The organism is Mesorhizobium sp. LjNodule214 (assembly GCF_964252735.1).
Taxonomy (GTDB): domain Bacteria; phylum Pseudomonadota; class Alphaproteobacteria; order Rhizobiales; family Rhizobiaceae; genus Mesorhizobium.
The window spans coordinates 407718-430814 of the sequence record NZ_CAXUPE020000003.1 but is presented as its reverse complement, the minus strand read 5'-3'; the positions used below and the strand labels follow the sequence as shown (position 1 = coordinate 430814).

Genomic DNA, 23097 nt, shown 5'->3' with positions numbered 1-23097 from the left:
GGGGGGGTACGCCGGCCGGGCCGTGTCCGCCGGCATCGCGCCGGCTGTGGGTGCTCGGCATGTTCCTGGCGATCGATCTGATCTTCCAGGGCTGGACTTTCATCGCCATTGGCCTGGTGCTGAAGAGATAGGTCAGAAAGCGATCGCGCTATCCAGCTCCGAAAGTGGACGGACGCCGGCCAGCAGCGCCCTCGCCTCGGCCTCGTCGCGCTTCATCTGCGCGACCAGCGCGTCGAGCCCGTCGAACTTCACCTCGGTGCGCAGGAAACCGAAGAACGACACCTCGCAGGTCTCGCCATACAGATCGCCGGAGAAATCGAAGACGAAAGTCTCCAGCAGCGGCGCGCCGTTGTCGTCGATAGTCGGCCGGCGCCCGAAGCTGGCGACGCCATCATGCAGCGTGCCGTCGGCGCGGCGGAAGCGGACGGCATAAATGCCTTCCTTCAGAGTGGCTTCCGGCGAAAGCCTCATATTGGCGGTTGGGAAGCCCAGCGTCCGGCCAAGCCGCTGGCCGCCGATCACTTCACTCTCGACGGTGAAGCGATAGCCGAGCAGGCCGGCGGCCTCGGCCACCTCGCCCTCGCACAGGAGCGCGCGGATGCGGCTCGACGACACCACCTCGGCGCCTTCATCGCGAAAGGCATCGACCAGGGTAACGCCGAACCCATGGCGCTCGCCTGCGGCCATTAGGAAGGCGGGGCCGCCCTGGCGATCCTTGCCGAAGTGGAAGTCGAAGCCGGTGACGGCATGGGTTATGCCGAGGTTTTCTTCCAGGATACCGGTCACGAAGGCTTCTGCCGACAGTGAAGCAAACTCGCGCGTAAAGGGCTGTTCGACCAGTGCGGCGAAGCCCAGATGCGACAGGAGACGCGCCTTCATCGGCGGCGGCGTCAGCACGAACAGCGGGATATCGGGCCTGAACACCTTTCGCGGATGCGGCTCGAAGCTCAGCACCAGAGGCGGCGCGCCGCGACGCCGCGCTTCGGCAAGCGCGCGGTCGAGCACCGCCTGGTGGCCGCGATGGACGCCGTCGAAATTGCCGATCGCCACCACGCCGCCACGCAAATGGGCCGGCAGCGGCGATGTTGCGGTAATGCGTTCGAAGGCTTCGGTCATTCTGAGGCTTCCGTCATCGGGGCGATCCTACTCCCCTATTGCAGTCTCGGAATGACCGCGACCGGCCGATAGCCATGCTTCTCCAGGAAGTCCGCGAGCCTGGCGGGATCGGGCTGCAGCGCATCGCCATAGTCGCGCGCATGGATGCCGCCCGAGACATAGAGCACGTCGAAGCCGTTGTCGGCCGCGCCCTTTATGTCGGTCATCATGCCGTCGCCGATGGCCAGCACCTTTGAGCGTTCGACCGGATGGCCGAGCAGCAGGGCGACCTCGCGCATCGCGACCTCATAGACCGGCGCGTAGGGTTTGCCGGCGATCAGCGTGCGTCCGCCGAGCTGGGCATAGTCGCGGGCCAGCGCACCCGCACACCAGATCATGCGCTCGCCGCGCTCGACCATGATGTCGGGATTGGCGCAGATGAAGGGCAGGTTCCTGGCCCGCAGCCGCCGCAGCAACTCGGCGTAGTCCTCAGGCTTCTCCACCTCGTCGTCGAACAGGCCGGTGCAGACCACGCCGGAGGCCTCGAACTCCTCGACAAGATCGACGTCGAGGCCGTCATAGAGGGTGAAATCGCGGTCGGCGCCGATATGGAAGATCTTTCTGGGACCCTCGGCGATCAGGTCGCGGGTGACATCGCCCGAGGTTACGACGCGGTCATAGGCGGTCTGCGGGACACCTATCGCGTTCATCTGCGCCACCACGTCGGCGCTGCGGCGCGGCGAATTGGTGATCAGGACGACGGGCAGCTTCGCCGCGCGCGCCGTGGCCAGCGCCGCGGCCGCCGCGGGGAAATGCCATTCGCCATTGTGCACCACGCCCCAGACGTCGCAGAGGATGGCCGCATAGGCCGCCGTCAAATCCGCGAGCGAGCCGATGATGTCGGGCGAATCCGCCATGCCGTTTCCCAAATCGTGTTCGTTGCGAAAGCTGCCGCTGACGGTCCGCTGCAGCCGGTCCCGCATTAGCGGAAGCGCTCCGTCCTGTCACCAGCTTTTGCCATCGGCGGCGGGCTAGCGGTCAAGGGCGCGGCATCACCCCCTCGAAGGCTGATCCGGCACCACAGGGTTAACGCGCAGTCAAAAAGGCGGTGCGACCTTGATGCTTTCGAGCAACGTGAAATTTAACGGTCTGTGACCATGGTCGTAGATCGACTGCGACTATGGTCGTACATTAGTGGGGGCTAAAGACAATGATCCGCAGATTTTTGCGCGACAGGCGCGGCAATTATGCCTTGATGACCGTTATCACCATGGTGCCGCTGATGGGCGGCGTGGCGCTCGCCATCGATTATTCGGAACTGGTGCGGCAGCGCCAGGAAACGCTGAACGGGCTCGACGCGGCCGGCCTAGCCACGGCCCAGCAGATTGTCTCCGGCGCGACCGATGACGCAGCCAAGGCCTACGCCAAGGACTTCTTCGAAGCCAATCTGAACCACGTCAAGCCTGCCAATACGACGCTGACCGTCACGCTGCCCAAGAACAATACCGGTGGCGGCACGCTGGTGCTCCAGGCTGCGCTGAAATATCAGCCATACTTCCTGCCGGCTGCGGCCAGTTTGCTCGGCAAGACCGCCGGCGCCAGCGAAATCGACTTCAGCGCCAGATCGGAGATCCGCCTCAGGAACTCACTGGAAGTCGCGCTTGTGCTCGACAATTCCGGCTCGATGGCGGAACTCGGCAACGGTTCGAGCACCGTCAGGTTCGACCTTCTCAAGAGCGCCGCCAAGCAGTTGGTCGACCAGCTTGCCGCCCAGGCCCAGGCGATGAAGCAGGTCACCAAACCGGTCCAGTTCAGCCTGGTGCCTTTCGCCGCTTCGGTCAATGTCGGCTCGGCAAACGCTGGCGCGACGTGGATGGACACGACAGGCGTCTCGCCCCTCGACCAGGAGAACCTCGATTGGTCGACGTTTACCCAGGCTGTCAGCTCGACCCAATATGCCCAGAAGGTTGGCAGCATCTATTACGCCAGAGGCACGGCCTGGGACGCGACGCAGAAAGATCAGCCGCTGACGCGCTTTTCGCTCTACAAATGGATGAAGCGCATTTCGGCATGCACGGCCTCGAACGGCACCTGCACGTCCAACATAACCTATGCGCCTATCGCGAGCTGGGGTGGCTGCGTGGAATCCCGCCCCTATCCCTACAACATCCAGGATACGGCTGCTTCGACCTCGACACCGGCAACCATGTTCGTGCCGATGTTCGCGCCCGACGAGACCGACAGAACCGACACCAACAATCCAGCGCGCCCGGCCAACAACAACTGGCATCTTGATGTCTCCAGCGGCACCGACGCGGTACGCCAGAAATTCATGCCGAAATACTTTAACTACGGCACCAAGGTGACCCCAGCCTACGGCTCGAATGCGGGGCCGAACGCAGGCTGCAGCACAACCGCGATCACGCCGCTGACCGACGTGTCGGACCCGGACGGCGCAACGGCCGTCAAGAAGGCCATCGACGACATGGTTGACGTCGGCGCCACCAACGTGCCGGAAGGCATGGCCTGGGGCTGGAGAACGCTTTCCAACGCAGCGCCGTTCACTGGGGGCAGGCCCGAGACCGAAAGAGGCAACGACAAGATCCTGATCGTGCTGACGGATGGCGCCAACACCTACTACACGCCGACATCAGTGGTAGCGCAGACTTACTCGGGCACCAACTACAAGTATGGCGGCAACGACCTTGCCGGCGCCAAGTCGATCTACTCGGCCTTGGGATATCTTGCCTACCCCAATCAGACCAAGCCGTTTAACAGCCCCTACACCTATGGCCGCCCGTTCCTGGGCACCAGCGACAAGGTCGCCAAGGACGACTACTCGAACGCCAACTACACCAAGGCGATGAACGAGCATTTCGCCACGCTATGCAACAATGCAAAAGCGGCCGGGGTGATCGTCATGACGATCGCGCTTGACCTGGACGCGGCCAATACGACCGAGGCGGCACAGATGACGGCCTTGAAGACCTGCTCGTCGGACTCGCGCTTCCGCACGGACCCGACCGACCCGAGCAAGGCCGCCAAGCTGTTCTGGAATTCGACCGGCGCAACGCTGTCGGACGATTTCAAGGAAATCGGCAACGAACTGTCAAACATGCGCATCGTCAGTTGATCGACCGGCCGTCAAATGAAGAATCCGCAAGCGAGCCCCTTACATAAGATGTGTGAACTCTGGCGTGACTTCTGCCGCGACCGGCGCGGCAACTATGCCCTCATGACCGTGCTCGCCATGGTGCCGCTGATGGGCGGCGTGACATTAGCCGTCGACTTCGCGCGAATGACCAACGAGAAGCAGAGGGTGGTGAACGCGCTCGACGCCGCCAACTTCGCCACCGCCCGCCGCCTGGCCGAAGGCGCCACCGACGACCAGTTGAGAGCCTATGCGCTGGACTTCTTCAAGGCCAATCTCGGCAGTGTCGATCCGGCCAACACGACGCTCGATGTGACGCTGCCCAGCAGCACGACCGGCGGCGGCCTGGTGAAGCTCTGCGCGGCGCTGGTGTACAAACCCCATTTCCTGCCGGCGGCGGCGATGCTGATCGGCAAGGCCTCCACCGATGTCGACTATTCCGTCTGCTCGGAAGTCCGGCTGAAGAACACGCTGGAAGTCGCCATGGTGCTCGACAATTCCGGCTCGATGAGCACGGCCGGCACCGGTTCGGGGCAAAAGCGCATCGACCTGCTCAAGCAGGCCGCCAAGCAGCTTGTCGATACGCTGGCCCTGCAGGCGGCGGCGATCAAGCAGATCGACAAGCCGGTCCAGTTCAGCCTCGTGCCCTTCGCCGCCTCGGTCAATGTCGGGCCGGACAACGACAACGCGTCCTGGATCGACGCCTATGGTCTGTCGCCGGTCCACAACGAGAATTTCGACTGGTCGACGCTCAATGCCGCCGACAAATATGCCGAGAAGATCGGCGGTATCTGGTACAAGAAAGGCGCCGGCTGGGGCGAGGAAGAAGGTCAGATGCTGACCCGGTTCTCGCTCTATCGCGACATGAAGGTGGTGACCAGCCACGAGCGCATCGTCGGCAGCAAGCGCGTCGTCTGCGACGAGTACCGGTCCAACCACACCTGCAAGCGCAGCCACGATGAATACGATTACAACGACACCTACGGCCCGTTCGCCAGCTGGCAGGGCTGCGTCGAGGACAGGCCCTACCCTTACAATGTCAACGACGAGCCGGCCTCCGGCGGCCCTAATAACACCGGCACCAGCGTCGGCGACCCGGCCACCATGTTCGTGCCGATGTTCGCTCCGGACGAGCCGGGTAACCATTGGTACCTGACGCAGGATCCCGATGAGGCGAAGCCTGTTACCTATGGCGCGGCAAACAGTTGGTGGAACGACGACCCGGCAAGCGCGACCGGCAAGACGCGGCAGTCCAACATGGCCAAGTATTTCCAGCCGCGGCCGATCGATGCGCCGGTGCTGTCGAAGGGCGCCGGCCCCAATTACAGCTGCACCACGACGCCGATCACGCCGCTGACCGATGTCACCAGGCCGGAAGGGCTGACCGCGATCAAGGCGGCGATCGACCTGATGGCACCCAACGGCAACACCAACGTGCCGGAAGGCATGGCCTGGGGCTGGCGCACCGTGTCGAGCACCGAACCCTTCACCGAAGGGCGGCTGGAGACGGAGCGCGGCAACGACAAGGTCGTCATCGTGCTGACCGACGGCGAGAACACCTATTCGACGGTAAACAGCGACCCGGCCGGCAACAAATCGACCTATGCCGCCTATGGCTATACCGGCCTCGCCTATTACGGCACGGCGGTGACCCGGCTGTTCGGCGGCACGTCGAGCGACGTTGGCCAGTTCAACTACACTTCGAGCAACTACACCAAAGCGCTCAACGAGCAGATGGCGACGCTGTGCAACAACGCCAAGGCGGCCAACATCATGGTGATGACTGTCGCGCTCGACATGTCGTCGACGGACGCCGGCGACGTCAAGGCGATGGAAGCGCTGAAGACCTGCTCGTCCGACTCGCGCTTCCGCAAGGACCCGACGGACGCCAGCAAGCCGGCCAAGTTGTTCTGGAATGCGACCGGCGCCACGCTGTCGGACAATTTCAAGGAAATCGCCAACGAGCTGTCGAACCTGCGCGTGGTGAGCTGAGGCAGCTTCGATCCTTTCGCCAATGTCAGCGCTGGCGCAACCGCTCCCTCTCATCATGCCCTTGCGATTGTTGAATGCACATGGTGAGTGTTGCCGCCACCACCCGGAGACGCCCTTGATGCCCGACGCCGCCAATCATCTCGCCTTTGCGCTGGTCTGCCTCGGCATGGTGCTGACGCCTGGGCCGAATATGATCTACCTGATCTCGCGCTCGCTCTCGCAAGGTCCGAAGGCCGGGCTGATCTCGCTCGGCGGCGTGGCGCTCGGTTTCCTGTTTTATGTGCTGTCCGCCGCCTTCGGCATCACCGCATTGTTGCTTGCGGTGCCCTTCGCCTATGACGCGCTGCGTCTTGCCGGCGCGCTCTATCTGCTGTGGCTTGCCTGGCAGGCTGTGAGGCCCGGCGGACGCTCGCCGTTCCAGGTCCGCGAATTGCCCAAGGACAGGCCGCGCAAGCTGTTCGCCATGGGCCTGATGACCAATCTGCTCAACCCGAAAGTGGCGGTACTTTACCTGTCGCTGCTGCCGCAGTTCATCAATCCCGGCAAGGGTCATGTGCTGTCGCAGCTTCTGGTGCTCGGCGTGACGCAGATTTCGATCAGCCTTACCGTCAACGCCATCATCGCAGTGACGGCAGGGTCGATCGCCACCTTCCTCGCCGGACGGCCGCTATGGCTGGTCATCCAGCGCTGGATGATGGGCACCGTACTGACGGCACTGGCGTTGAGGATGGCGACCGACGCCCAGCGCTAGGGTGCGTTGATATCCAGGTGATGCCAGCCTGCGAGCGGCGGTTTCCTGCGCTTCCGGTGCTCACGTGCTTTAAGTACGCTCCGCTCCGGTTCTCGGAAGCCACCATTCTCGGCTCGGCCTGACCTGGATCTCAACACACACTACAGCTGAGCGCCCGCTACATCGGCCGGCGGACGGGCCTGATCTGCTGCGGCTCGACCACCCTGCGGTAGAGATGCCAGGTCGCATGGCCGAGGATCGGCATGACGACGGCGAGCCCGGCAAACAGCGGGATCGAGCCGACGACCAGAAGCACGGCGACGATCAGGCCCCACAGCGCCATCTGCAGCGGGTTGGCCATCACCGCGCGCGCCGAGGTCTCGATGGCCGAGACGGCGCCGACATCGCGATCGAGCAGCAGCGGAATGGCGATCACGGTGGTTGCCAGCACGATCACGGCAAAGACGAAGCCGGCCGCATTGCCGAGCAGGATCAGCGTCCAGCCCTTGCTGGTCGTGAGAACCTCGCGGATGAAGGCGCCGATCGAGGCCGGCGGCTGGTCGCCGAACAGGCCGGTGTAGATCGCCTGCGCGGTGTATAGCCACAGCAGGAACAGCGCCAGCAGCATGAAGCCGATCACCGTGATCGCGGGCAGCGCCGGCGAGCGGCGCACGTCGAGCGCATGCCGCCAGGAGGTGTTCATGCCGAGCTCACGCCGGCGGCTGATCTCATAGAGGCCGATGGCGGCAAACGGCCCGACCAGGGCGAAGCCCGACATCAGGGGATAGACGAGCTGGATGGCGTTGGAACCGGACGACCATTGCGTCAGGATCAGACCGACGATCGGATAGATCAGGCACAGGAACACGTAGTGCGAAGGCTTGGCCCAGAAATCGTCGACGCCGAGCCGCAGCGCATCCAGAAGATCGGCATTGGTGATGCGGCGCACCGTTGGCTGTACGTGCATTCCACGTGCGTCCGCCATGACATGAAAGCCGGCCATAACCTTCCTCCCGTGTGTCGGGGCGGCCACCGCCTGGATGGCCGCCCGCAGCTGCCACTTCAAGAACGAAATCACGGTAACAAATCTGGTGGCGATTGTCGCCGCGTCAATGGCTTGGAGCGGCTGTCGTCATGTACATTCCTTGGCTCATGTGACCGTGCTGGCAGGCCTTTTTTTTGGTCAACATTGAGCGGCATTTTAGCATTCGGCCTTTTAGTGTTTTCTTAAATGGCCCGTAGATTCCCCTCGCGTACCACGTAAGCCTGACAAACTTTGGCATGGGGCAATGTTCACGTTCAAAGCCTTCTGGTTATCGGAGCGCGGCAACTTTGCCATAGCGACCGCCATAGCGATGCTGCCGGTAATGATTGGCGTGGCCAGCGCCATCGATCTGGTGGGCACGAGCGACGACGCCGCGCAATTGCAGAATTCGCTGGACGCGGCTGGGCTGGCCGTCGGCACGAAGTATTCTCCCGACATGACGGCTGGCGAAGTTCAGGAGCTTGGGCTGACATTCTTCGCGGCCAACCTGCGCGACGTCGACCAGGAAAAGTATTCAGGCAGCGTCTCAGCCTTTTCGGCAACCGCCAGCGGAGGCTCGGGCGCCTATTACATCTCGCTTTCGTCCAACATCAGCCGACCTGGCTTCATCAGCGGCTCGGCCTCCTGGCAGGCGCACCGCTCGGCCTCGGTCAAGATAGAGCCCGGAGCGCAGGCGTGCGTGCTGGCGCTTGATCCGCATGCATCCGCCGCCGTGAACCTGCAGGGCTCGACCAATGTCTCGATGAGCAGCTGCGTGATCGCGTCAAACTCGGATGCGTCCGATTCCGTCAACAGAGGCGGTTCCGCGCTTGTTTCTGCGGGCTGCGTCTCGACCGTCGGCAGCACTTCCGGGCTTTCGCTGCCCAACGCCAGTCTCACCTGCGGAACGCCACTCGAAGATCAATATGCATCCATCGATCCTCTGGCCGAAGTCGTCCCTCCCCCCTACACATTGTGTCTGCCCGTCCCGAACGGCAAAACCTACACGCTGTCGCCCGGCACCTATTGCGACAAGACATTGTCGGGAAACATCACGCTGGATCCGGGCATCTACATCCTGCGCGGCACCACCATAAAGCCGGGGGGGAACGGCAGCCTGACCGGCCAGGGCGTGACCCTGTTCCTGATGGAGGGCGCGGAGATCTACCTGAATGCCAATGAGACGGTGAACCTCTCCCCGCCCACCAGCGGTCCCTATGCCGGTATCACCATTTTCCAGGACCACGGGAACACCTCCGCCTTGACGCTGAATGGCGGCGCAAATTCAGTGATCAGCGGTTTCGTCTACGCGCCCGACGCGCCCATTTCCTATGCCGGCAACTCTGATATGAGCGGCCAGGGCGACTGTCTGAGGCTCGTCGGCAAGACTGTGCAGATGACGGGAAACTCCTCCGTCAGAACGGACTGTGCGGCCCTGCTTGGAGATCGCGAGATGTATGCAGGCCGCCTCATCAAGCTCGTAAAATGAGCGAGTATTTCACGCCGCGCGGGTAGCGATTTTCATCGCTGCCCGGATGCCGATTTGTTGGCGGTTGTCGCCATCGGGCGGCGCCTGGCGCTGGCGCCGCCCAGCTAACAGTTCTAGGCCGCGAAGCGTTCGATCACCTCGGCCAGGGGGACGTGCCCCAGGCAGGCACCCGAGCCGACGGGCTTTTCGCCATCCTCGACGGCCTGAGCGTATCGCACGGCCGGATCGGCCTCGATGCGGCGGCGCAAGGCGGCGAGCTTTGGATAGGCGGCGCCGTCGATCGCCTGGTGGTACTCGGCCCAGCGCGCCACGCCGATCAGCGTGGTGTCGGCCAGCGTCAACCGGTCGCCGACCAGGAAGTCAGTATCGGTGATCATGGCCTCGAGCCGGTCGTGGCGCTCGGTCACCGCCTTGCGGCCGAAGTCGCGCAAGGTCGCCTGCAGCACCGGATCGGGCGACGCCATTTCCAACGCCACCCAGAGCGGGCTGAAGGCGGCGGTGAACCCGGTGTTCACGAAAGCCATGAGCTGATGCATCCGGTCGGCTGCCGGCGTGGGCGGCTCGAAGCTGATGCGACGTTCACGATCGCGGGCTTCGAGCCATGCGGCAATCGCCATGGTCTCGGTGACCACTTTGCCTTCGTCAGTGATCAGCACCGGCGTTTCCTGACGGCTGTTGATGCTGGCGTAGGCATCGTTCTTCATCTCGGCCAGCATGTCGACGCGACACAGGCGGTAGGGTTGCCCGACGCGCTCGAAGGCAGCGACGAGCCCCATCGAGCTTCCCGCCGGGAAGCCGTAAAGGAGGATAGGTTCCATTTGTTGTCTCTTCCATGTTTAGGGGATCACGCCGCGCAGCGAAACTTGACCCTAAACGCTGGTCGCCCCATGTAAATTACGCACTATTCTGTAACCAACCCGCCACAGGCCCCCCATGAAAGACGTCGTCTCGCGCTGCCCGATCGAAGAGACCATGCTCGTGCTTAGCGGCCGCTGGCCGACCTTGCTGCTCTACTATCTGAAGGACGGGACCAAGCGCTTCAGCGAACTCCGGCGCGACAATCCGACCGTGTCGCACCGCATCCTGGCGCTGGAACTGCGCAAGCTGGAGGACGCCGGCATCGTGCGTCGGACGGCGCATCCGGGCTACCCGCTGCGCGTCGACTACGACCTCACGGCGCCCGGCCGCAAGCTTGTGCCGCTGATCGATGCGCTCGGCGCCTGGTGGGTGCATACGGAAGACGATCGGACCGGCCGTTCTCCAATCTCGGAAACAAATCTCGATACGGCCGCCTAGGACTATCCGTTCGACCGGAGATTTTCGTCGCCCTGCCCGGCAAAAGCCATGATCGCGCTTATGTCAGGCAGGCATGACCGTTGCAAAAATTGACAATCGACAAGCCCAATCGAAACTGAACAGGCGCCTGCTGCTAAAGGGAGCCGGCCTAGCTGCTTTGGTTGGGCTTGCGGCATGCAGCACCGTTTCGCAGCCGACCGGCGAAGGCGCCGGCGTCTCCTCTTCCGCCACCGGCACACTGGCCGGCATCCGGGCTTTGGCCGGGCTCGGCCCGCTGGCTCCCGATGGACAGCTCGAACAGGCGGCACTGCAGCAGGCCGGTTACATGGCCGGGGCGCGCCGCATGAGCCATGCAACCGGCTGGGGCAAGAGCTTTTCCTCGCGCGTCAGGGGCAATGGCATTGCCGGTGCGGCCGCCGAAAACATTGCCGAGGGCCGCTTCGACCAGCAGAAACTGTTCGACATCTGGGTGCATTCGCCAGGCCATCGCCGCAACATGCTCGACCCGCGGTTCACCCGCTTCGGCCTTGCCTATGTGCGCGACGGCCGCGACTCCAGCCTGCGCTACTGGAGCCTGGTGCTCGGCAGGTAACCGCGACCGATCGGTCGCGCCAATCTGCAGAGATTGCGCTGGCCGTCATCCATCACGCTTGCCGTCGAGCAATTTCTCGATGCCCTAAGCCGAGATCGGTTTACTGAAATGATAGCCCTGCATTTCATCGCAATTGTTCTTGCGCAGGAAGGCCACCTGATCGTCTGTCTCGACACCTTCGGCAATGACCCTCACGGTAATCCTCCCAAAGCGGATCCTGCATGATGTCTGCGACGATGACTGGCTCGCGCCGAAAGACGGCGGTGCCACATGATCCAACCTTAGGGCCGACAGCGATCCCGTCGATTGCATTGGTATAGTCTTTCGCCAAGCTCGGCGCACCGCCGTGCCGCAGGTGGCTGCCGTCCTTGTCCAGAAGCAAGACGGAACCGAATATCCCCGTCAACTGCGACTCGACGAGGCGCATCAGGCGGTCGAGCACGTCTTCGAGCAGCGCGCTCATCGCTATCATTTCCAGGATATGCGCCTGCCCTTCCCGAAGGGTGTCCGCTTGCCTGCGGGCGGTGATATCGTGAGCGATGCCGACCAGACCGATGATGTCATTGCGGGCATTGCGCAGCGGCACCTTCGTCGATGAAAGCCACTTGCCGGCGCCCGACACATCGACAACATACTCTTCTTTGTCGATCATTGGTTGGCCGCTGCTGAGCACGTTCCGCTCCACCGCGAGAAATTTCTGCGCAAGTTCCGGGGCATGCAGATCGAAATCGGTCAGACCGATCATATCACTGGTCTTTTCCCGTCCGCTATCGACCGCAACAGCCCTATTCGCCACGACGAAACGGCTTTCGGTGTCCTTGACCCAGAGATAATCGGGCACCCAGTCGATCAGCGTTTGCAGCGAGATGCGCTCGTCGACGATCTGTCGATTGGCAGCGAGCGCCGTAATGTCTTCATGCGTGGCCACCCAGCTGCCGTCGGGCATCGGCTGATGGCAGACCTGAATTGTCCGACCGTCGGTGAGCTTGGCGGTCCAGACTTTTGGAGCCATGCCCGAATTGACCGATCGGGCCAATGCGAGATAGGCGTCGGCTCCGGTCGCGGATGTCCCTGCAGCGACGCGACGTTCGACGATTTCCCGGAGCGTCAGCCCCGGCTGCAATTGCTCGGGCGCAATGTGGTAGATTTCCGCATAGCGGCGGTTGCACAGGATCAGCCGTTCATCGGCGTCGAAAAAGCAGATGCCCTGCGAAACATTGTCGAGCGCCGTCTCAAATCGCAGCGCCTGCCCTTCGAGCGTTGCGATCTTGGTTCGAAGATCGCGTTCGAGCGTTTCGTATGAAGCGATCGTCAGCTTTGCCAGCGCGGCCAGATTGGCCGACTCCGGTGCTTCGGCGGCTTTCCTGGATGATTTCGTGCCCAAACAGAGTTCCTCCGGTTTGGTGCCGGCGCAAAGCAACACGGCTCGCTTTCAACCCAAGAGCGACCGCATCGTGATCGATATATACTAATGGTAGGTGAACCAGCTCGAAGTCAGGAGCAGCCGGATGTGGATATCTGAAAATCCTGCCGCTGTTCCCGGGCCACGAGTTTGAGTCCCGGATGCAGGCGCGACCGTTACGTCGCGCCGATCCACAAACCTCAGTCCATATGCGCGGCGGGTGCACCGCCGGCGGCCGGGCCAGCCTTTGGCTTGCGCAGCAGGAAAACAAACGGGACGGCAAGCAGCGTCATCATCATCAACAGCTTGAAGTCATTGACGTAAGAGATCATCATCGCTTGTATATTGACCAACCCGTCCACCTCCGAAAGTGCCGTTGGATCGCCGCTCGCCGCAGCCGGCGAGAGCGCCCACAGATTGGGATTGAACGGGTTGATAAAGGCAGAGAGCTCGCTGTGGTTGACCTGCGTGTTGCGCACTAGGAGAACCGACACGACCGACACGCCGATCGACGAGCCAAGATTGCGCACCAGGCTGAACAGCGACGTGGCATCGGTGCGGTAGCGTGGGTCCAGCGTGGCGAAAGCCACGGTCGACAGCGGCACGAACACCATTCCCATTCCCAGGCCCTGGATGATGCCGGAGCTGAGGATCAGCCAGTTGTCCATCTGCGGCGTGAAATTCGCCATGGTGTGGAGCGACTGCGCGGTCAAAAGGAAGCCGATGACGACGAGGATGCGGGCATCGATCCTGTGCATGATGCGGCCGACCAAAAGCATCGAAATCATCGTGCCGATACCGCGGGGACCTATGACGACACCGATGGTCATGGTCGGATAGCCGAAGATGGTCGCCAGCATTGGCGGCAGTAGCGACATGCTCGCCAGGATCAGCACACCCATGACGAAGATGAACGCCAGCCCGGTCACGAAATTGCGGTCGAGGAAGATCTTGGGATCGATGAAGGGATGTTCCGCCGTCACCGTGTGAATGATGAACACCCAGAAGCCGGTCAGCGAAAGGCCGAGCTCGATCCAGATCTCGACCGAGGAAAACCAGTCGACCTCGCCGCCGCGATCGAGCATCAGCTGCAGCGCGCCGACGCCGAGCGAGATCATGGCGAAACCGAAGAAATCGAAGCTGCGTATCCGCCGGGCAACGGCCGGCAAATAGGCGGCCATGCCGAGGAAGGCGGCGATGCCGACCGGCAGGTTGATGAAGAAGACCCAGCGCCAGTTGAAATTCTCGGTCAGCCAGCCACCGAGCGTCGGGCCCAGGATCGGCCCCAGCATGATGCCGGCGCCCCAGATGGCCATCGCCTGGCCGTGGCGCTCCTTCGGATTGATGTCGAGCAGGAAGGTCTGCGACAGCGGCACGATCGCGGCGCCGAACACGCCTTGCATCAGCCGGAAGAACACCATCGTCTCCAGGCTCCACGCCAGGCCGCACAGCATGGAGAAGATGGTGAAGCCGACCACCGCGGTCAGGAACAGTTCCTTGCGGCCGAGGCGGTCGGCCAGCCAGCCGGTGACCGGTGTCATGATCGCCGCGGCAACGATGTAGGAGGTCAGCACCCAGTTGATGTTGTCCGGGGAAGCGCCGAGATCGCCGGTCATGGTTGGCAGCGCCACGTTGGCGATCGTGGTGTCGAGCGCCTGCATGACCGTCGCCAGCATGAGCGCAACCGTGATCAGGCCGCGGTGCGGCACTTCCTTGAAGGGTTCTGGGGTGCTCATGATGCGGAACTTCCAGTGCGTAGCAAAAACGTGTTAGACAGGGTTTCCGGGCGGCGAGGCCGTCCCGTGTGGAGAGACCCTCATCGCGGTGGGACGCGACCATCGATGTGGGGGTTACATCGACCAGAGCGTCTCGAATTTCGCGGGCGCCAGCCGCCCGGAACCCTGTGGACCGCGGGTCCGATGTCGAATGTCGAGGGCTGGCCGGCAGTGCCGCCGCAATCCTCGTCCTTCGCATCCCTCCCGCCGGCCTGTCTCCTGTCTCCTGTCTTTTTCTTGTCATGCCGGCAGTCCCGGCAGAGCTTTCACAAACATTCGCAAGGCAGCTTCCGCCGCCTCGCACGAAACCGCTTACTGCGCCTCGCCAGCCGTGGCATGGCCGAATATCTTCGGCAGCCCGCGCGCCACACCGGTGTCGACGGTGGCGGTCACGCTCATGCCGGTGCGCAGCGCCATCTTGGCGTCGAGGTCGGTCAGTTCCAGGCGAACCGGAATGCGCTGGGTGACCTTGACCCAGTTGCCGGTGGCGTTCTGGGCCGGCAGCAGCGAGAACTCCGCACCGGTGCCGGCGCCGATCGCCTTTACGGTCGCCTCGAAGGTCTTGCCCGGATAGGTGTCGACGACGATCTCGGCCTTCTGTCCCGGCTTCATGTGGGTAAGCTGGGTTTCCTTGAAATTGGCATCGATCCAGGTGTCGCCCGTCTCGACCAGCGAAAACAGCGGCGTGCCGGAGCCGACATACTGGCCGACCTTGAACGAGGCGGCCTGGCTGATGACGCCATCGGCAGGTGCCTTGACCGTGGTCTGCGCCAGGTCGTAGGCGGCCTTGTCACGCGCGGCGAGCGCCGCCATCACGGTCGGGTGCTTGTCGGTCTCGATGTCAGGATTGCCGCCAAGGGCGGCCTTGGCGCTGATGATGCCCTGTTCGGCGACCGCCAGCTGCTGCTTGGCCTTGTCGAGATCGTTCTTGGCCTGATCGAGCGACGACTTGGCGTTGATGCCCTTCTGGGCGAGATCGGCGGCACGGTCATACTGCGACTGCGCGAAATCGACCTCGCTGGTGTCGGACTTCTCCTGCGCCATCGACTGACTGTAGGCGGCGCGCAACTGCTCGACATTGAGGCGTGCGCCGGCCACCGCCGCGTCCGCCTGGGCGAGCGCGATCCGGTAAGGCTCGGGATCGATGGCAAACAGCACGTCGCCCTGCTTGACGAGCTGGTTGTCGGCTATGTCGACCGTCACGATGCGGCCCGCAGTATCCGAGGCGATCGACACCTTGGCCTGCTCCAGATTGGCGTTCTCGGTCTCCTGATAGCGCCCGCCGGTGACCCAGACATAGCTGCCGCCGGCAATCAGCGCCGCGGGCAGCGCGATCATCAACAGCGAGCGGCCGAGGCGGCGCTTCTTCTTCGGGGCGACGGGCGCCGGCTGTACCGGTGGCGCGACTGCCACGGGCGCTGCCGCCGGCTGCGCCGGCGCATCCAATTCCAGCTTGGTGATCTTTTCATCTATCTTGGCTACCGCGTTCATGCTGCTGCGCCTTCCGTATTCCTGACTTTTTCCAGGGACGACGTCTCGCCGTCCGCAAGATTCTGCACGATCGCATCCAGCGCCCTGATCAGGACACGGCGATCTTCCGGCGAAACGCCGACAAGCGATTCCTCATAGACCTCGCCGGCGAGGCTCTTGACGTGGGCATAGGCCTCGCTCGCCTTGGCGGTCGGGAAGATCATGCGCACGCGGCGGTCGGTCGCGTCGGAACGGCGTTCGATCCAGCCGCCCTCCTCCATCCGGTCGACCAGGCGCGAGACGCTGATCGGCTCGATTTCGAGAAGCTCGGCGAGCCGTGCCTGCGCGACACCCTCTTCCTTGGCGACGCGGACCAGAAGCCGCCATTGCGCCGAGGAAAGGCCGAGGCCGCTGGCGCGCGCCTCGAAGCGCTTGCGCATCAGGCGCTGCACGTCGTGGATCAAAAATCCCAATCTGTCGATGCCGTCGGAAACCATGAGCGGCATATATAATAAGCGTGCTTACTATTCAACGTGGGCAGCCATGCAAATACGGTCACGACGCCGTGATCGGGAGCGGAGACCATCGCTTGTGGCCGTCACAGTCGGTTGCGGATCAGCATGGTGACGACGAAAAAGGCGCCGAGCGAACTGGTGATGATGCCGATCGGCAGTTCCTGCGGCGGCAGCAGCGTGCGGGCGAGAAGGTCGCTGGCCAAAAGCAGCACCGCGCCGAACAGTGCGGAGCTTGCGATCAGGCGCAGGTGCAACGGACCCGCCAATGGCCGGCACAGATGCGGGATCATCAGGCCGATGAAGCCGATGCGCACCAAGGTCAACGGCTTTGCCGTCTGGCGTTGCGGCGGCACCGAGCCTATCAGGGGCGCTATATCGTCGTGGTCGTCGAATGACTCGCCTGCTCGCCAATCGCCAGCCGGATGCCGTCGGCCAGATGCGCGGCGTCGGCCGGGCTCTCGAACGGCATGGCCTTGGTCGCATAGTCGATCGGCGAGAAACCGGGGGCGCCCTCGTTGATGAGGGCGGCCTGCCGGCGCGCTTCGTCCATCGCGCCGAGCTGGGCGTAGCAGGCGGCCAGCCGCGTCCTGATCCAAGGCGTCGGCCGTGTCGCAAGCTCCAGCGCCTCGGCCGCCGGCTTGTAGTCGCCCATCATGTAGAGCGCCATGGACCGGTCGAACTGATACCAGTGCGGGACCATCGGATCGATGCGGATGGCGCGCGCCAGCCAGCCCAGCGCCTCGAACGGGCGCCCGCGCATGGTCAGCACAAGGCCCATCTGCTCGATGCAGTCGGCATCGCAGGGATTGAGCTCGAGCGCGGTCCTCAGATGATGCTCGGCGGCGTCGTGCTCGCGCATGTAGAGGCGCACCAGCGACTGGATGCGATGGCCGGTCGCCTGGTCGGGCGACAGCGCCAGGCCCCTGGCAACGTGGTCGCGCGCCTGCACTAGGTCGGCATGGCTGGACTCTTCGAATTCGCCCTTCAGCGCGCAGGTCAGGCCGACATAGATATGTGCGAGCCCATAGGCCGGATCCTTGGCAACGGCCGCCTCGAAGAAGGCTCTCGCGCCCTCGATGTCGGTCTGGGCGGGGTCGCGCAGCAGGGCCACGCCGCGCAGCACCAGTTCATAGGCGGCAAGGCTGGTGACTGGTTTGCGCGACGCCTGCTGCAGGCCGGCATTCGAAACCCGCCTTGCCAGCCGCCCGACGATCTCCTCGACGATATCCTGCTGGACGGCGAAGAAGCCGCTGTCGGCCGCCTGGTAGCGGTCGCCCCAGAGCTGGCTGGCATTGGCCGCGTCGACCAGATTGACGGCGGCCAGGATCTGGTCACCCTGCCGGCGCACCGAGCCTTCGACCAGATAGTCGGCGCCGATGCGCGAGCGGATCTGCGGCCACTCAGAGCGCGCGAAGGAGGCAAAGGAGAAGCTGGAATTGCGGGCCAGCACCGTGACCGTGCCGAAGCGCGCCAGGCCGTTGATGATATCCTCGGCAAAGCCGTCAACGATCGGATCGTCGGCCCCGCTCTCGTTGCGAAAGCGCAGCACCGCCACGATCGGCTGCGAGCCGATCTCGGGCGCCGGCTCGATTTCGGCGGCCAGTATGTAGCCGCGCTTCGACACGGTGCGCACGAGGTCGTCGCCCAGCACCTTGCGGATCTCGCGGACCGACTGCGTCAGCGAATCCTCGGTGACGAAGACGCCCGGCCAGACCGCGTCCATGATCTCCGACTTGGGCACGACGCGGCCCATGTGCCGGGCAAGCAGCGTCAGCAGCGCATAGGCCTTCGGCCGCAGGAACGCCGGCCCGTCGGCATGGCGCAGCGTGCCCTTGCCGAGGTCGAGCGTGTAGCCGCCGAAGTGAAACACCTGATCGACTGTGGCGATCTCCACCGGGAGCCTCCCCCTGATGGGGGTATTGGACATGCGGGATGGAGGGGACGTCAAGTGGTGGGTGGGATGGGGCTGTGACAGCGATCCAGGCAGGCGCGTGCCCCCCGTCAGCCGCGCGCGCCTGCCTGCTGGTGTCATGCCTCGCAGTGTATTGTTACAGTTAAGCGGCGTCTTCGGATCAGCGGCGTTGCCTAGATCGCTGTAACAGATAGAAAATCCCTTCAGATGTAACTGCGAGTCGCACGCGTGTCATTCGTTGAGCTAAATCGCTGGTTTGCCCCGGTTCAAAAAGATCGGGAGGTCGATCCTGACTTCGATTTCATTCGTTTCTGGGGTCCAACGACATATGGCTGGCTGGACTGGGAGAAACTGCTCACCCACCGCCGGGTAGTTGTGCTCGCTGAAGCCTCAAGCGGAAAGACCGAAGAATTTCGGAATCGGACCTCGCTGCTGGGCAGCGATGGAAAAGCTGCCTTTTATGTACGCGTCGAGGAGCTGGTGGACCAAGGGCTAGAAGGGGCTCTCGGCTTCGATGATGCTATTCGCTTCGAACAGTGGAAAGCGGGAACCGATGCCGGATGGTTTTTTCTCGACTCTGTCGATGAGGCGCGACTCAATCGAAAAAGTTTTGCGACGGCCCTGAAACGGTTCGCGAAGGACTGCGCGTCGGCGCTAGATCGCGCTCACGTGTACGTTTCCTGCCGGGCATTCATCTGGGACGACCGCGACGACAGAAGAGCAATCGAGGAACACATTCGACCTGCCTCGAAACGTCCAGAAGTAATCCGGCTAGAAGACAAAGAGAAGAAGCTTCTAGCCCCGATATTTGATGATGGGAACACCGACAGAAACTCCAGCGACCAATCTCAGCCTTCAAATATCTTTGAGCAGCTTGTCGTTCGTTTGGTACCGCTCAACAGACAGATGGCTGCCGATCTTGCTGCGCGACATGGCGCGGTTGATGCGCCAGAATTCTCAAAAGCGATTGACATTGCGGGGCTCGAGAACATGGCGCAGCGCCCCGGCGACGTCTTGGACATGGTTGCCTATTGGTTGGAACATAGGCAGCTCGGAAGCGTAGCGCAGATGACTGAGTTCAGCGTTCAGCGCAAGTTGCTCGAAACCAATCAGACACATGCGCGGCTAACTGACATAAGGCTCGACAGGGCGCGTCTTTCCGCTGAACGTCTCGCGGCCGCATTGACGTTTGGAAAGTCTTTTAGTCTGAAAGCGCCGTCCGAGAACGACCCGGGTCTGACAAGCGGCGCTATTGATCCAGTTTTGGTTCTGGAGGATCTGACTGCAGCCGAACGAGACGCGCTGCTGATGCGTGCACTCTTCGCGCCATCAACCTACGGCAGAATCAGATTTCATCATCGAAGCGCGCAGGAATATCTCACAGCGCGATGGCTGGATCGGCTGCTGACAAATGGATGCCCGGTTCCAGAAATCTGGCGTCTGATCTTCGTAGAAAAGTATGGAGTTGAGACCATAGCACCGTCCTTGCGGGCAACGGCAGCTTGGTTGGCGCAATGGCATCAAGACTTCTGCGACGAGATCATACGTCGAGAGCCCATGGTTTTGCTTCAACATGGCGATCCGAGGTCGTTGAGCATCGATTGTCGACGACGAATCTTGGCATCGCTCGCGGAAAAACATCGAGCCGGCGAGGTTACAAACGCCAGTTTCGATCACCGCAATCTCATCCTCTTCGCTGACGAGCGTCTTGCACACGATATCGCCAAGGCTTGGACCATCAATGACCGGGAGGATTTCCGCTTCCTTCTCCTTCGCCTCATCCGGGATGGAGCGATAACTGGGTGTGAGGAGATACTTAGGTCAGTGGTCGAGAACGAGCAGGAACACGACTACCACCGAATCCTCGCGCTCAATGGTATCGTTGCCTGCCGAGATATCGAAGGTATCCGCTGGGCAACGGAACGTGCTGCTTCGGACACCGGGTCCATGAGTGCAAGACTAGCGGCCGGATTTGCGATGATCTTGTTTCCAGCCCACATCGGTGTCGAGGAATTGATTGCGCTTATAGAGCACTCCCAGCCCCCAAAACCCGCGTCAACCGACGGATTTCGGTACGAAATCTCATCGCTTTTCGAGCGAGCCCCCGTGTTCGACCGTCCAAAGCTCGCCGAAGCGATTGGCAAACTGATCTTTCGCCCACCATTCAAGAGTGAATACAAAAGAATATCTGCCAAGTTTGGCTTTTTAGCGAAAGAAATAGGACCCGCGCTGCGAACTGAATTGTCCATGTTGAGGGACAGAGACCCGCCAGAGGGATTGATAAAGTTGCTGATGGCTTTTGAACGCAACGGCGAAAACTGGTCCAGCAGCGATAAGACGCCGACTATTTCCGAACTCGTCAGGGCAAATCCGCGGGTCAATCGAGCCTTGTTTTGGACCGACGTTGCCGAGGTGAGAGAATCAGAAAGGGCGAAGGATCGAGAAATCATTCGCCCTTGGCAAATCTACCTCGGCACCCAGAGCTTCTGGGCCGCTGGTGAAAAGGACCTTGATTGGCTCCTCGAAGATGCGGCTACAAGAGGGAATATCGATGATCGCCGGATAGCTTTCTGCATGGCATTCGGAGTCGTCGATGCCGCTGGTCGACCAGATTCTAGCCTAGAAAGATTGAGGCAGGTTGCCACGTCTGATCCTCTATTGCAGCAAGATCTTAACGGATATTCGGCGCCACGTGTTGAGAGCACCGAAGACCAACGATACCGGAAGGAACATGAGGCCGACCAACGAAAGTTCCGTGCCCGAGAGGAACGCGACAAAGAATCATGGCGCGAGTTTGGAAGGTCACTTCAAAGCGATCCTGGTATCTTAAAGCGAGGAGAGAACCTAAAGGATTGGAAGTCGGGCATCCATCGACTGGAGGCTCTCACTCGATGGCTGAAAGGGCGGATCCGTTCACATCGTGCCGATGCAGCCAGACAGTGGCGATTTCTAGAGGAGGGCTTTAGCCGCCAAGTGGCCGAGGCTTATAGGGACGGCATGATAGCCGTGTGGCGAAACGTTCAACCCGTACGACCCGATCGTAAGCCGGGCGGGATGGTCACGACATCAAGATTGACGCTACTAGCGTTCGGCGGAATAGGCATCGAGTCAGCCGAGACGCCGGACTGGCCGGAAGGCTTAACCGATACTGACGCAGCGCTGGCAGCTAGACATGGTTGCCTAACCGAGGAGTGTTTTCCTGACTGGATGGATAGGCTTGTATCGGCCCATCCGCTGGCAACGATTCCCGTGCTCCACGATCAGATTGAACGAGAGTGGGCAGCGACTGGTGAAGGGTCCAGTTATTTCTTGTATCACTATGCCTCTAATGAGGTACAAATCTCGCGACCTATCCAAGACCTTATCGCCGATTCGATCATCAACGCAGAAGCTGGCAGCACTCAATCACTAGAACGCGCGACCGAAATAATCTCTAAATTCGACATTGGCTTTGAAGAACGCCACAAATTATCTTTGATTTTTGAACGCCGCTTCCAAACATGCAAGAATACTGACAAGGAAGATTTCGCACTTGGAAATCTTGGGCTACTGTTCCTCTTGTCTCCCGCTTGGGGGCTCCAGCTTCTACAGGATTGGATAGGGCTCGACCAACCGGCTCCGGGTGTTACGCGCGCAGCGCGCATACTCGGTCGGCTATTCGATAGTCACCATCGCGGCGTGGCACTGCCCGCGCTAGGGCGCGCAGATGTCCTAACCTTGGAAGGATTGGTGAGACTCGCGTACCAGCACGTTCGTCCTGAAGATGATATCCGACACGAAGGAACCTATACACCCGACTTGCGCGACTATGCCGAGGGAGCGAGGGGTTCTATTCTTTCAAGCCTTTTGAACCGACCTGGCGAAGAGGCCTACCGCTCAGTTAGTCGTCTCGCAAAAGAGGCGCTCTTTTCGGAGCGACTGGAGCGCTTTCACGAGCTAGCCCGGGCCAAGGCTGAGCAAGATTCGGAACGACCTGCTTGGACCCCAGAGGATACGAAAGAATTCGAGCGATCACACCTAGCACCTGTCAAGACAGGGGATGATCTTTTCCATGTCATCCTGGGTGTGCTCGCTGATATCAATTTTCATCTCCACAATAACGACGTGTCCTCCCGCGCGCTGCTGCAACGAGCAGGAGACGAGAACGAAGTTCGAAACTACCTTATGGAGCAAATGGATCTTCGTTCCGGTAAGCGATTTAGAACTTATCGTGAAGCCGTTGTGGCCGACAGCGACCGTCCTGACATTGTGGTTGTGTCGAACACGGCACACTGTGAGCTTGCCATCGAAGTTAAGCACGGCGGCAAGGATTGGAGCTTACGACAACTCAACCAGGCTCTCCGTGTGCAGTTGTCCGAGCACTACCTAAAGCCTGACACGCGGCGTCACGGTGTTCTGATCATTTCGAACCATCGGTCAAGACACTGGATCGATCCGGAAACGGGTCAGAAAATGCTCTTTGCCGCCACGGTTGGCTCCCTTGCGTCGGCCGCATTGTCAATGGACCACAATTCAAGCGGAGCAATCAAGGTTGCAGTGGTCGGCATTGACGCCGCCTGACGGAGGTCCGTAGGCAGGTGCTCATCAGGACGCGGATCGACGGCGTCAATTCCTCGGAGAGGCGGACGCGATATTCAGGTCTTGCCAAGACGTT

General features: G+C 61.7%; 17 protein-coding genes and 2 pseudogenes. 8 read left to right on the top strand and 11 right to left on the bottom strand.

Annotation, left to right across the window (positions count from 1 at the left end):
• Positions 1-44: 44 nt before the first annotated feature.
• Positions 45-131: pseudogene (locus tag ACSQ3Z_RS27380) on the top strand (HdeD family acid-resistance protein); the annotation flags it as partial.
• A gap of 1 nt (position 132) precedes the next feature.
• Here the strand turns inward: ACSQ3Z_RS27380 and ACSQ3Z_RS27375 are convergent.
• Together ACSQ3Z_RS27375 and ACSQ3Z_RS27370 are read right to left on the bottom strand one after the other, a co-directional pair.
• On the bottom strand, positions 133-1116 hold the full coding sequence (locus ACSQ3Z_RS27375) for a bifunctional riboflavin kinase/FAD synthetase (protein WP_436174401.1): 984 nt from the start codon (positions 1114-1116) through the stop codon (positions 133-135).
• Positions 1117-1151: 35 nt separating this feature from the next.
• Positions 1152-2012, bottom strand: coding sequence for a TIGR01459 family HAD-type hydrolase (locus ACSQ3Z_RS27370; protein WP_436174400.1), 861 nt, complete (start codon positions 2010-2012; stop codon positions 1152-1154).
• A 293-nt stretch (positions 2013-2305) separates the two neighbouring features.
• Here ACSQ3Z_RS27370 and ACSQ3Z_RS27365 point away from each other — a divergent pair, with 293 nt between their 5' ends.
• The 3 genes from ACSQ3Z_RS27365 (at position 2306) to ACSQ3Z_RS27355 (ending at position 6989) form a co-directional block, all read left to right on the top strand.
• Complete coding sequence (locus tag ACSQ3Z_RS27365; RefSeq protein WP_436174399.1) at positions 2306-4228, top strand: pilus assembly protein TadG-related protein; 1923 nt, start codon at positions 2306-2308, stop codon at positions 4226-4228.
• Between the two features lie 48 nt (positions 4229-4276).
• Positions 4277-6238 carry a pilus assembly protein TadG-related protein gene (locus tag ACSQ3Z_RS27360; protein WP_436174398.1) on the top strand — a complete coding sequence of 654 codons (1962 nt, stop codon included), beginning with the start codon at positions 4277-4279 and terminating at the stop codon, positions 6236-6238.
• Between the two features lie 118 nt (positions 6239-6356).
• The gene (locus ACSQ3Z_RS27355; RefSeq protein WP_436174397.1) at positions 6357-6989 is read left to right on the top strand and encodes a LysE family translocator; all 633 of its coding nucleotides are present in this window, start codon (positions 6357-6359) and stop codon (positions 6987-6989) included.
• A gap of 157 nt (positions 6990-7146) precedes the next feature.
• Here ACSQ3Z_RS27355 and ACSQ3Z_RS27350 read toward each other — a convergent pair whose 3' ends face one another.
• Positions 7147-7971: a DUF2189 domain-containing protein gene (locus ACSQ3Z_RS27350; RefSeq protein WP_436174396.1), complete on the bottom strand. Its 825-nt coding sequence runs from the start codon at positions 7969-7971 to the stop codon at positions 7147-7149.
• A 286-nt stretch (positions 7972-8257) separates the two neighbouring features.
• On the opposite strand from ACSQ3Z_RS27350, the gene ACSQ3Z_RS27345 reads away from it, so the two are divergent.
• On the top strand, positions 8258-9481 hold the full coding sequence (locus tag ACSQ3Z_RS27345; protein ID WP_436174395.1) for a TadE/TadG family type IV pilus assembly protein: 1224 nt from the start codon (positions 8258-8260) through the stop codon (positions 9479-9481).
• A 113-nt stretch (positions 9482-9594) separates the two neighbouring features.
• Here ACSQ3Z_RS27345 and ACSQ3Z_RS27340 read toward each other — a convergent pair whose 3' ends face one another.
• Complete coding sequence (locus tag ACSQ3Z_RS27340) at positions 9595-10299, bottom strand: glutathione S-transferase family protein (RefSeq protein ID WP_436174394.1); 705 nt, start codon at positions 10297-10299, stop codon at positions 9595-9597.
• 115 nt (positions 10300-10414) lie between these two features.
• Here ACSQ3Z_RS27340 and ACSQ3Z_RS27335 point away from each other — a divergent pair, with 115 nt between their 5' ends.
• Complete coding sequence (locus tag ACSQ3Z_RS27335) at positions 10415-10777, top strand: winged helix-turn-helix transcriptional regulator (RefSeq protein ID WP_436174393.1); 363 nt, start codon at positions 10415-10417, stop codon at positions 10775-10777.
• Positions 10778-10850: 73 nt separating this feature from the next.
• On the top strand, positions 10851-11369 hold the full coding sequence (locus tag ACSQ3Z_RS27330; protein WP_436174392.1) for a CAP domain-containing protein: 519 nt from the start codon (positions 10851-10853) through the stop codon (positions 11367-11369).
• An 84-nt stretch (positions 11370-11453) separates the two neighbouring features.
• On the opposite strand, the gene ACSQ3Z_RS27325 is transcribed toward ACSQ3Z_RS27330, so the two are convergent.
• The 7 genes and pseudogenes from ACSQ3Z_RS27325 to ACSQ3Z_RS27295 form a co-directional block, all read right to left on the bottom strand.
• Entirely contained in the window at positions 11454-11525 is a 72-nt protein-coding gene (locus tag ACSQ3Z_RS27325) for a hypothetical protein (protein ID WP_436175161.1), read from the bottom strand.
• Positions 11494-12789: a PAS-domain containing protein gene (locus ACSQ3Z_RS27320; RefSeq protein WP_436174391.1), complete on the bottom strand. Its 1296-nt coding sequence runs from the start codon at positions 12787-12789 to the stop codon at positions 11494-11496. The genes ACSQ3Z_RS27325 and ACSQ3Z_RS27320 overlap by 32 nt, the downstream gene beginning before the upstream one ends.
• A 182-nt stretch (positions 12790-12971) precedes the next feature.
• Positions 12972-14507 (bottom strand): DHA2 family efflux MFS transporter permease subunit, encoded by a 1536-nt coding sequence (locus tag ACSQ3Z_RS27315; protein ID WP_436174390.1) that lies wholly within the window; start codon positions 14505-14507, stop codon positions 12972-12974.
• A gap of 351 nt (positions 14508-14858) precedes the next feature.
• Positions 14859-16037 (bottom strand): HlyD family secretion protein, encoded by a 1179-nt coding sequence (locus ACSQ3Z_RS27310; RefSeq protein ID WP_436174389.1) that lies wholly within the window; start codon positions 16035-16037, stop codon positions 14859-14861.
• The gene (locus ACSQ3Z_RS27305; protein WP_436175160.1) at positions 16034-16513 is read right to left on the bottom strand and encodes a MarR family winged helix-turn-helix transcriptional regulator; all 480 of its coding nucleotides are present in this window, start codon (positions 16511-16513) and stop codon (positions 16034-16036) included. The genes ACSQ3Z_RS27310 and ACSQ3Z_RS27305 overlap by 4 nt, the downstream gene beginning before the upstream one ends.
• Positions 16514-16614: 101 nt before the next feature.
• A pseudogene (locus ACSQ3Z_RS27300) lies at positions 16615-16839 on the bottom strand (iron chelate uptake ABC transporter family permease subunit); the annotation flags it as partial.
• 62 nt (positions 16840-16901) lie between these two features.
• Positions 16902-18425, bottom strand: a complete 1524-nt coding sequence (locus tag ACSQ3Z_RS27295) for a winged helix-turn-helix domain-containing tetratricopeptide repeat protein (RefSeq protein ID WP_436174388.1) — start codon at positions 18423-18425, stop codon at positions 16902-16904.
• Positions 18426-18671: 246 nt separating this feature from the next.
• Here ACSQ3Z_RS27295 and ACSQ3Z_RS27290 point away from each other — a divergent pair, with 246 nt between their 5' ends.
• Complete coding sequence (locus tag ACSQ3Z_RS27290; RefSeq protein ID WP_436174387.1) at positions 18672-23003, top strand: hypothetical protein; 4332 nt, start codon at positions 18672-18674, stop codon at positions 23001-23003.
• Positions 23004-23097: the final 94 nt, after the last annotated feature.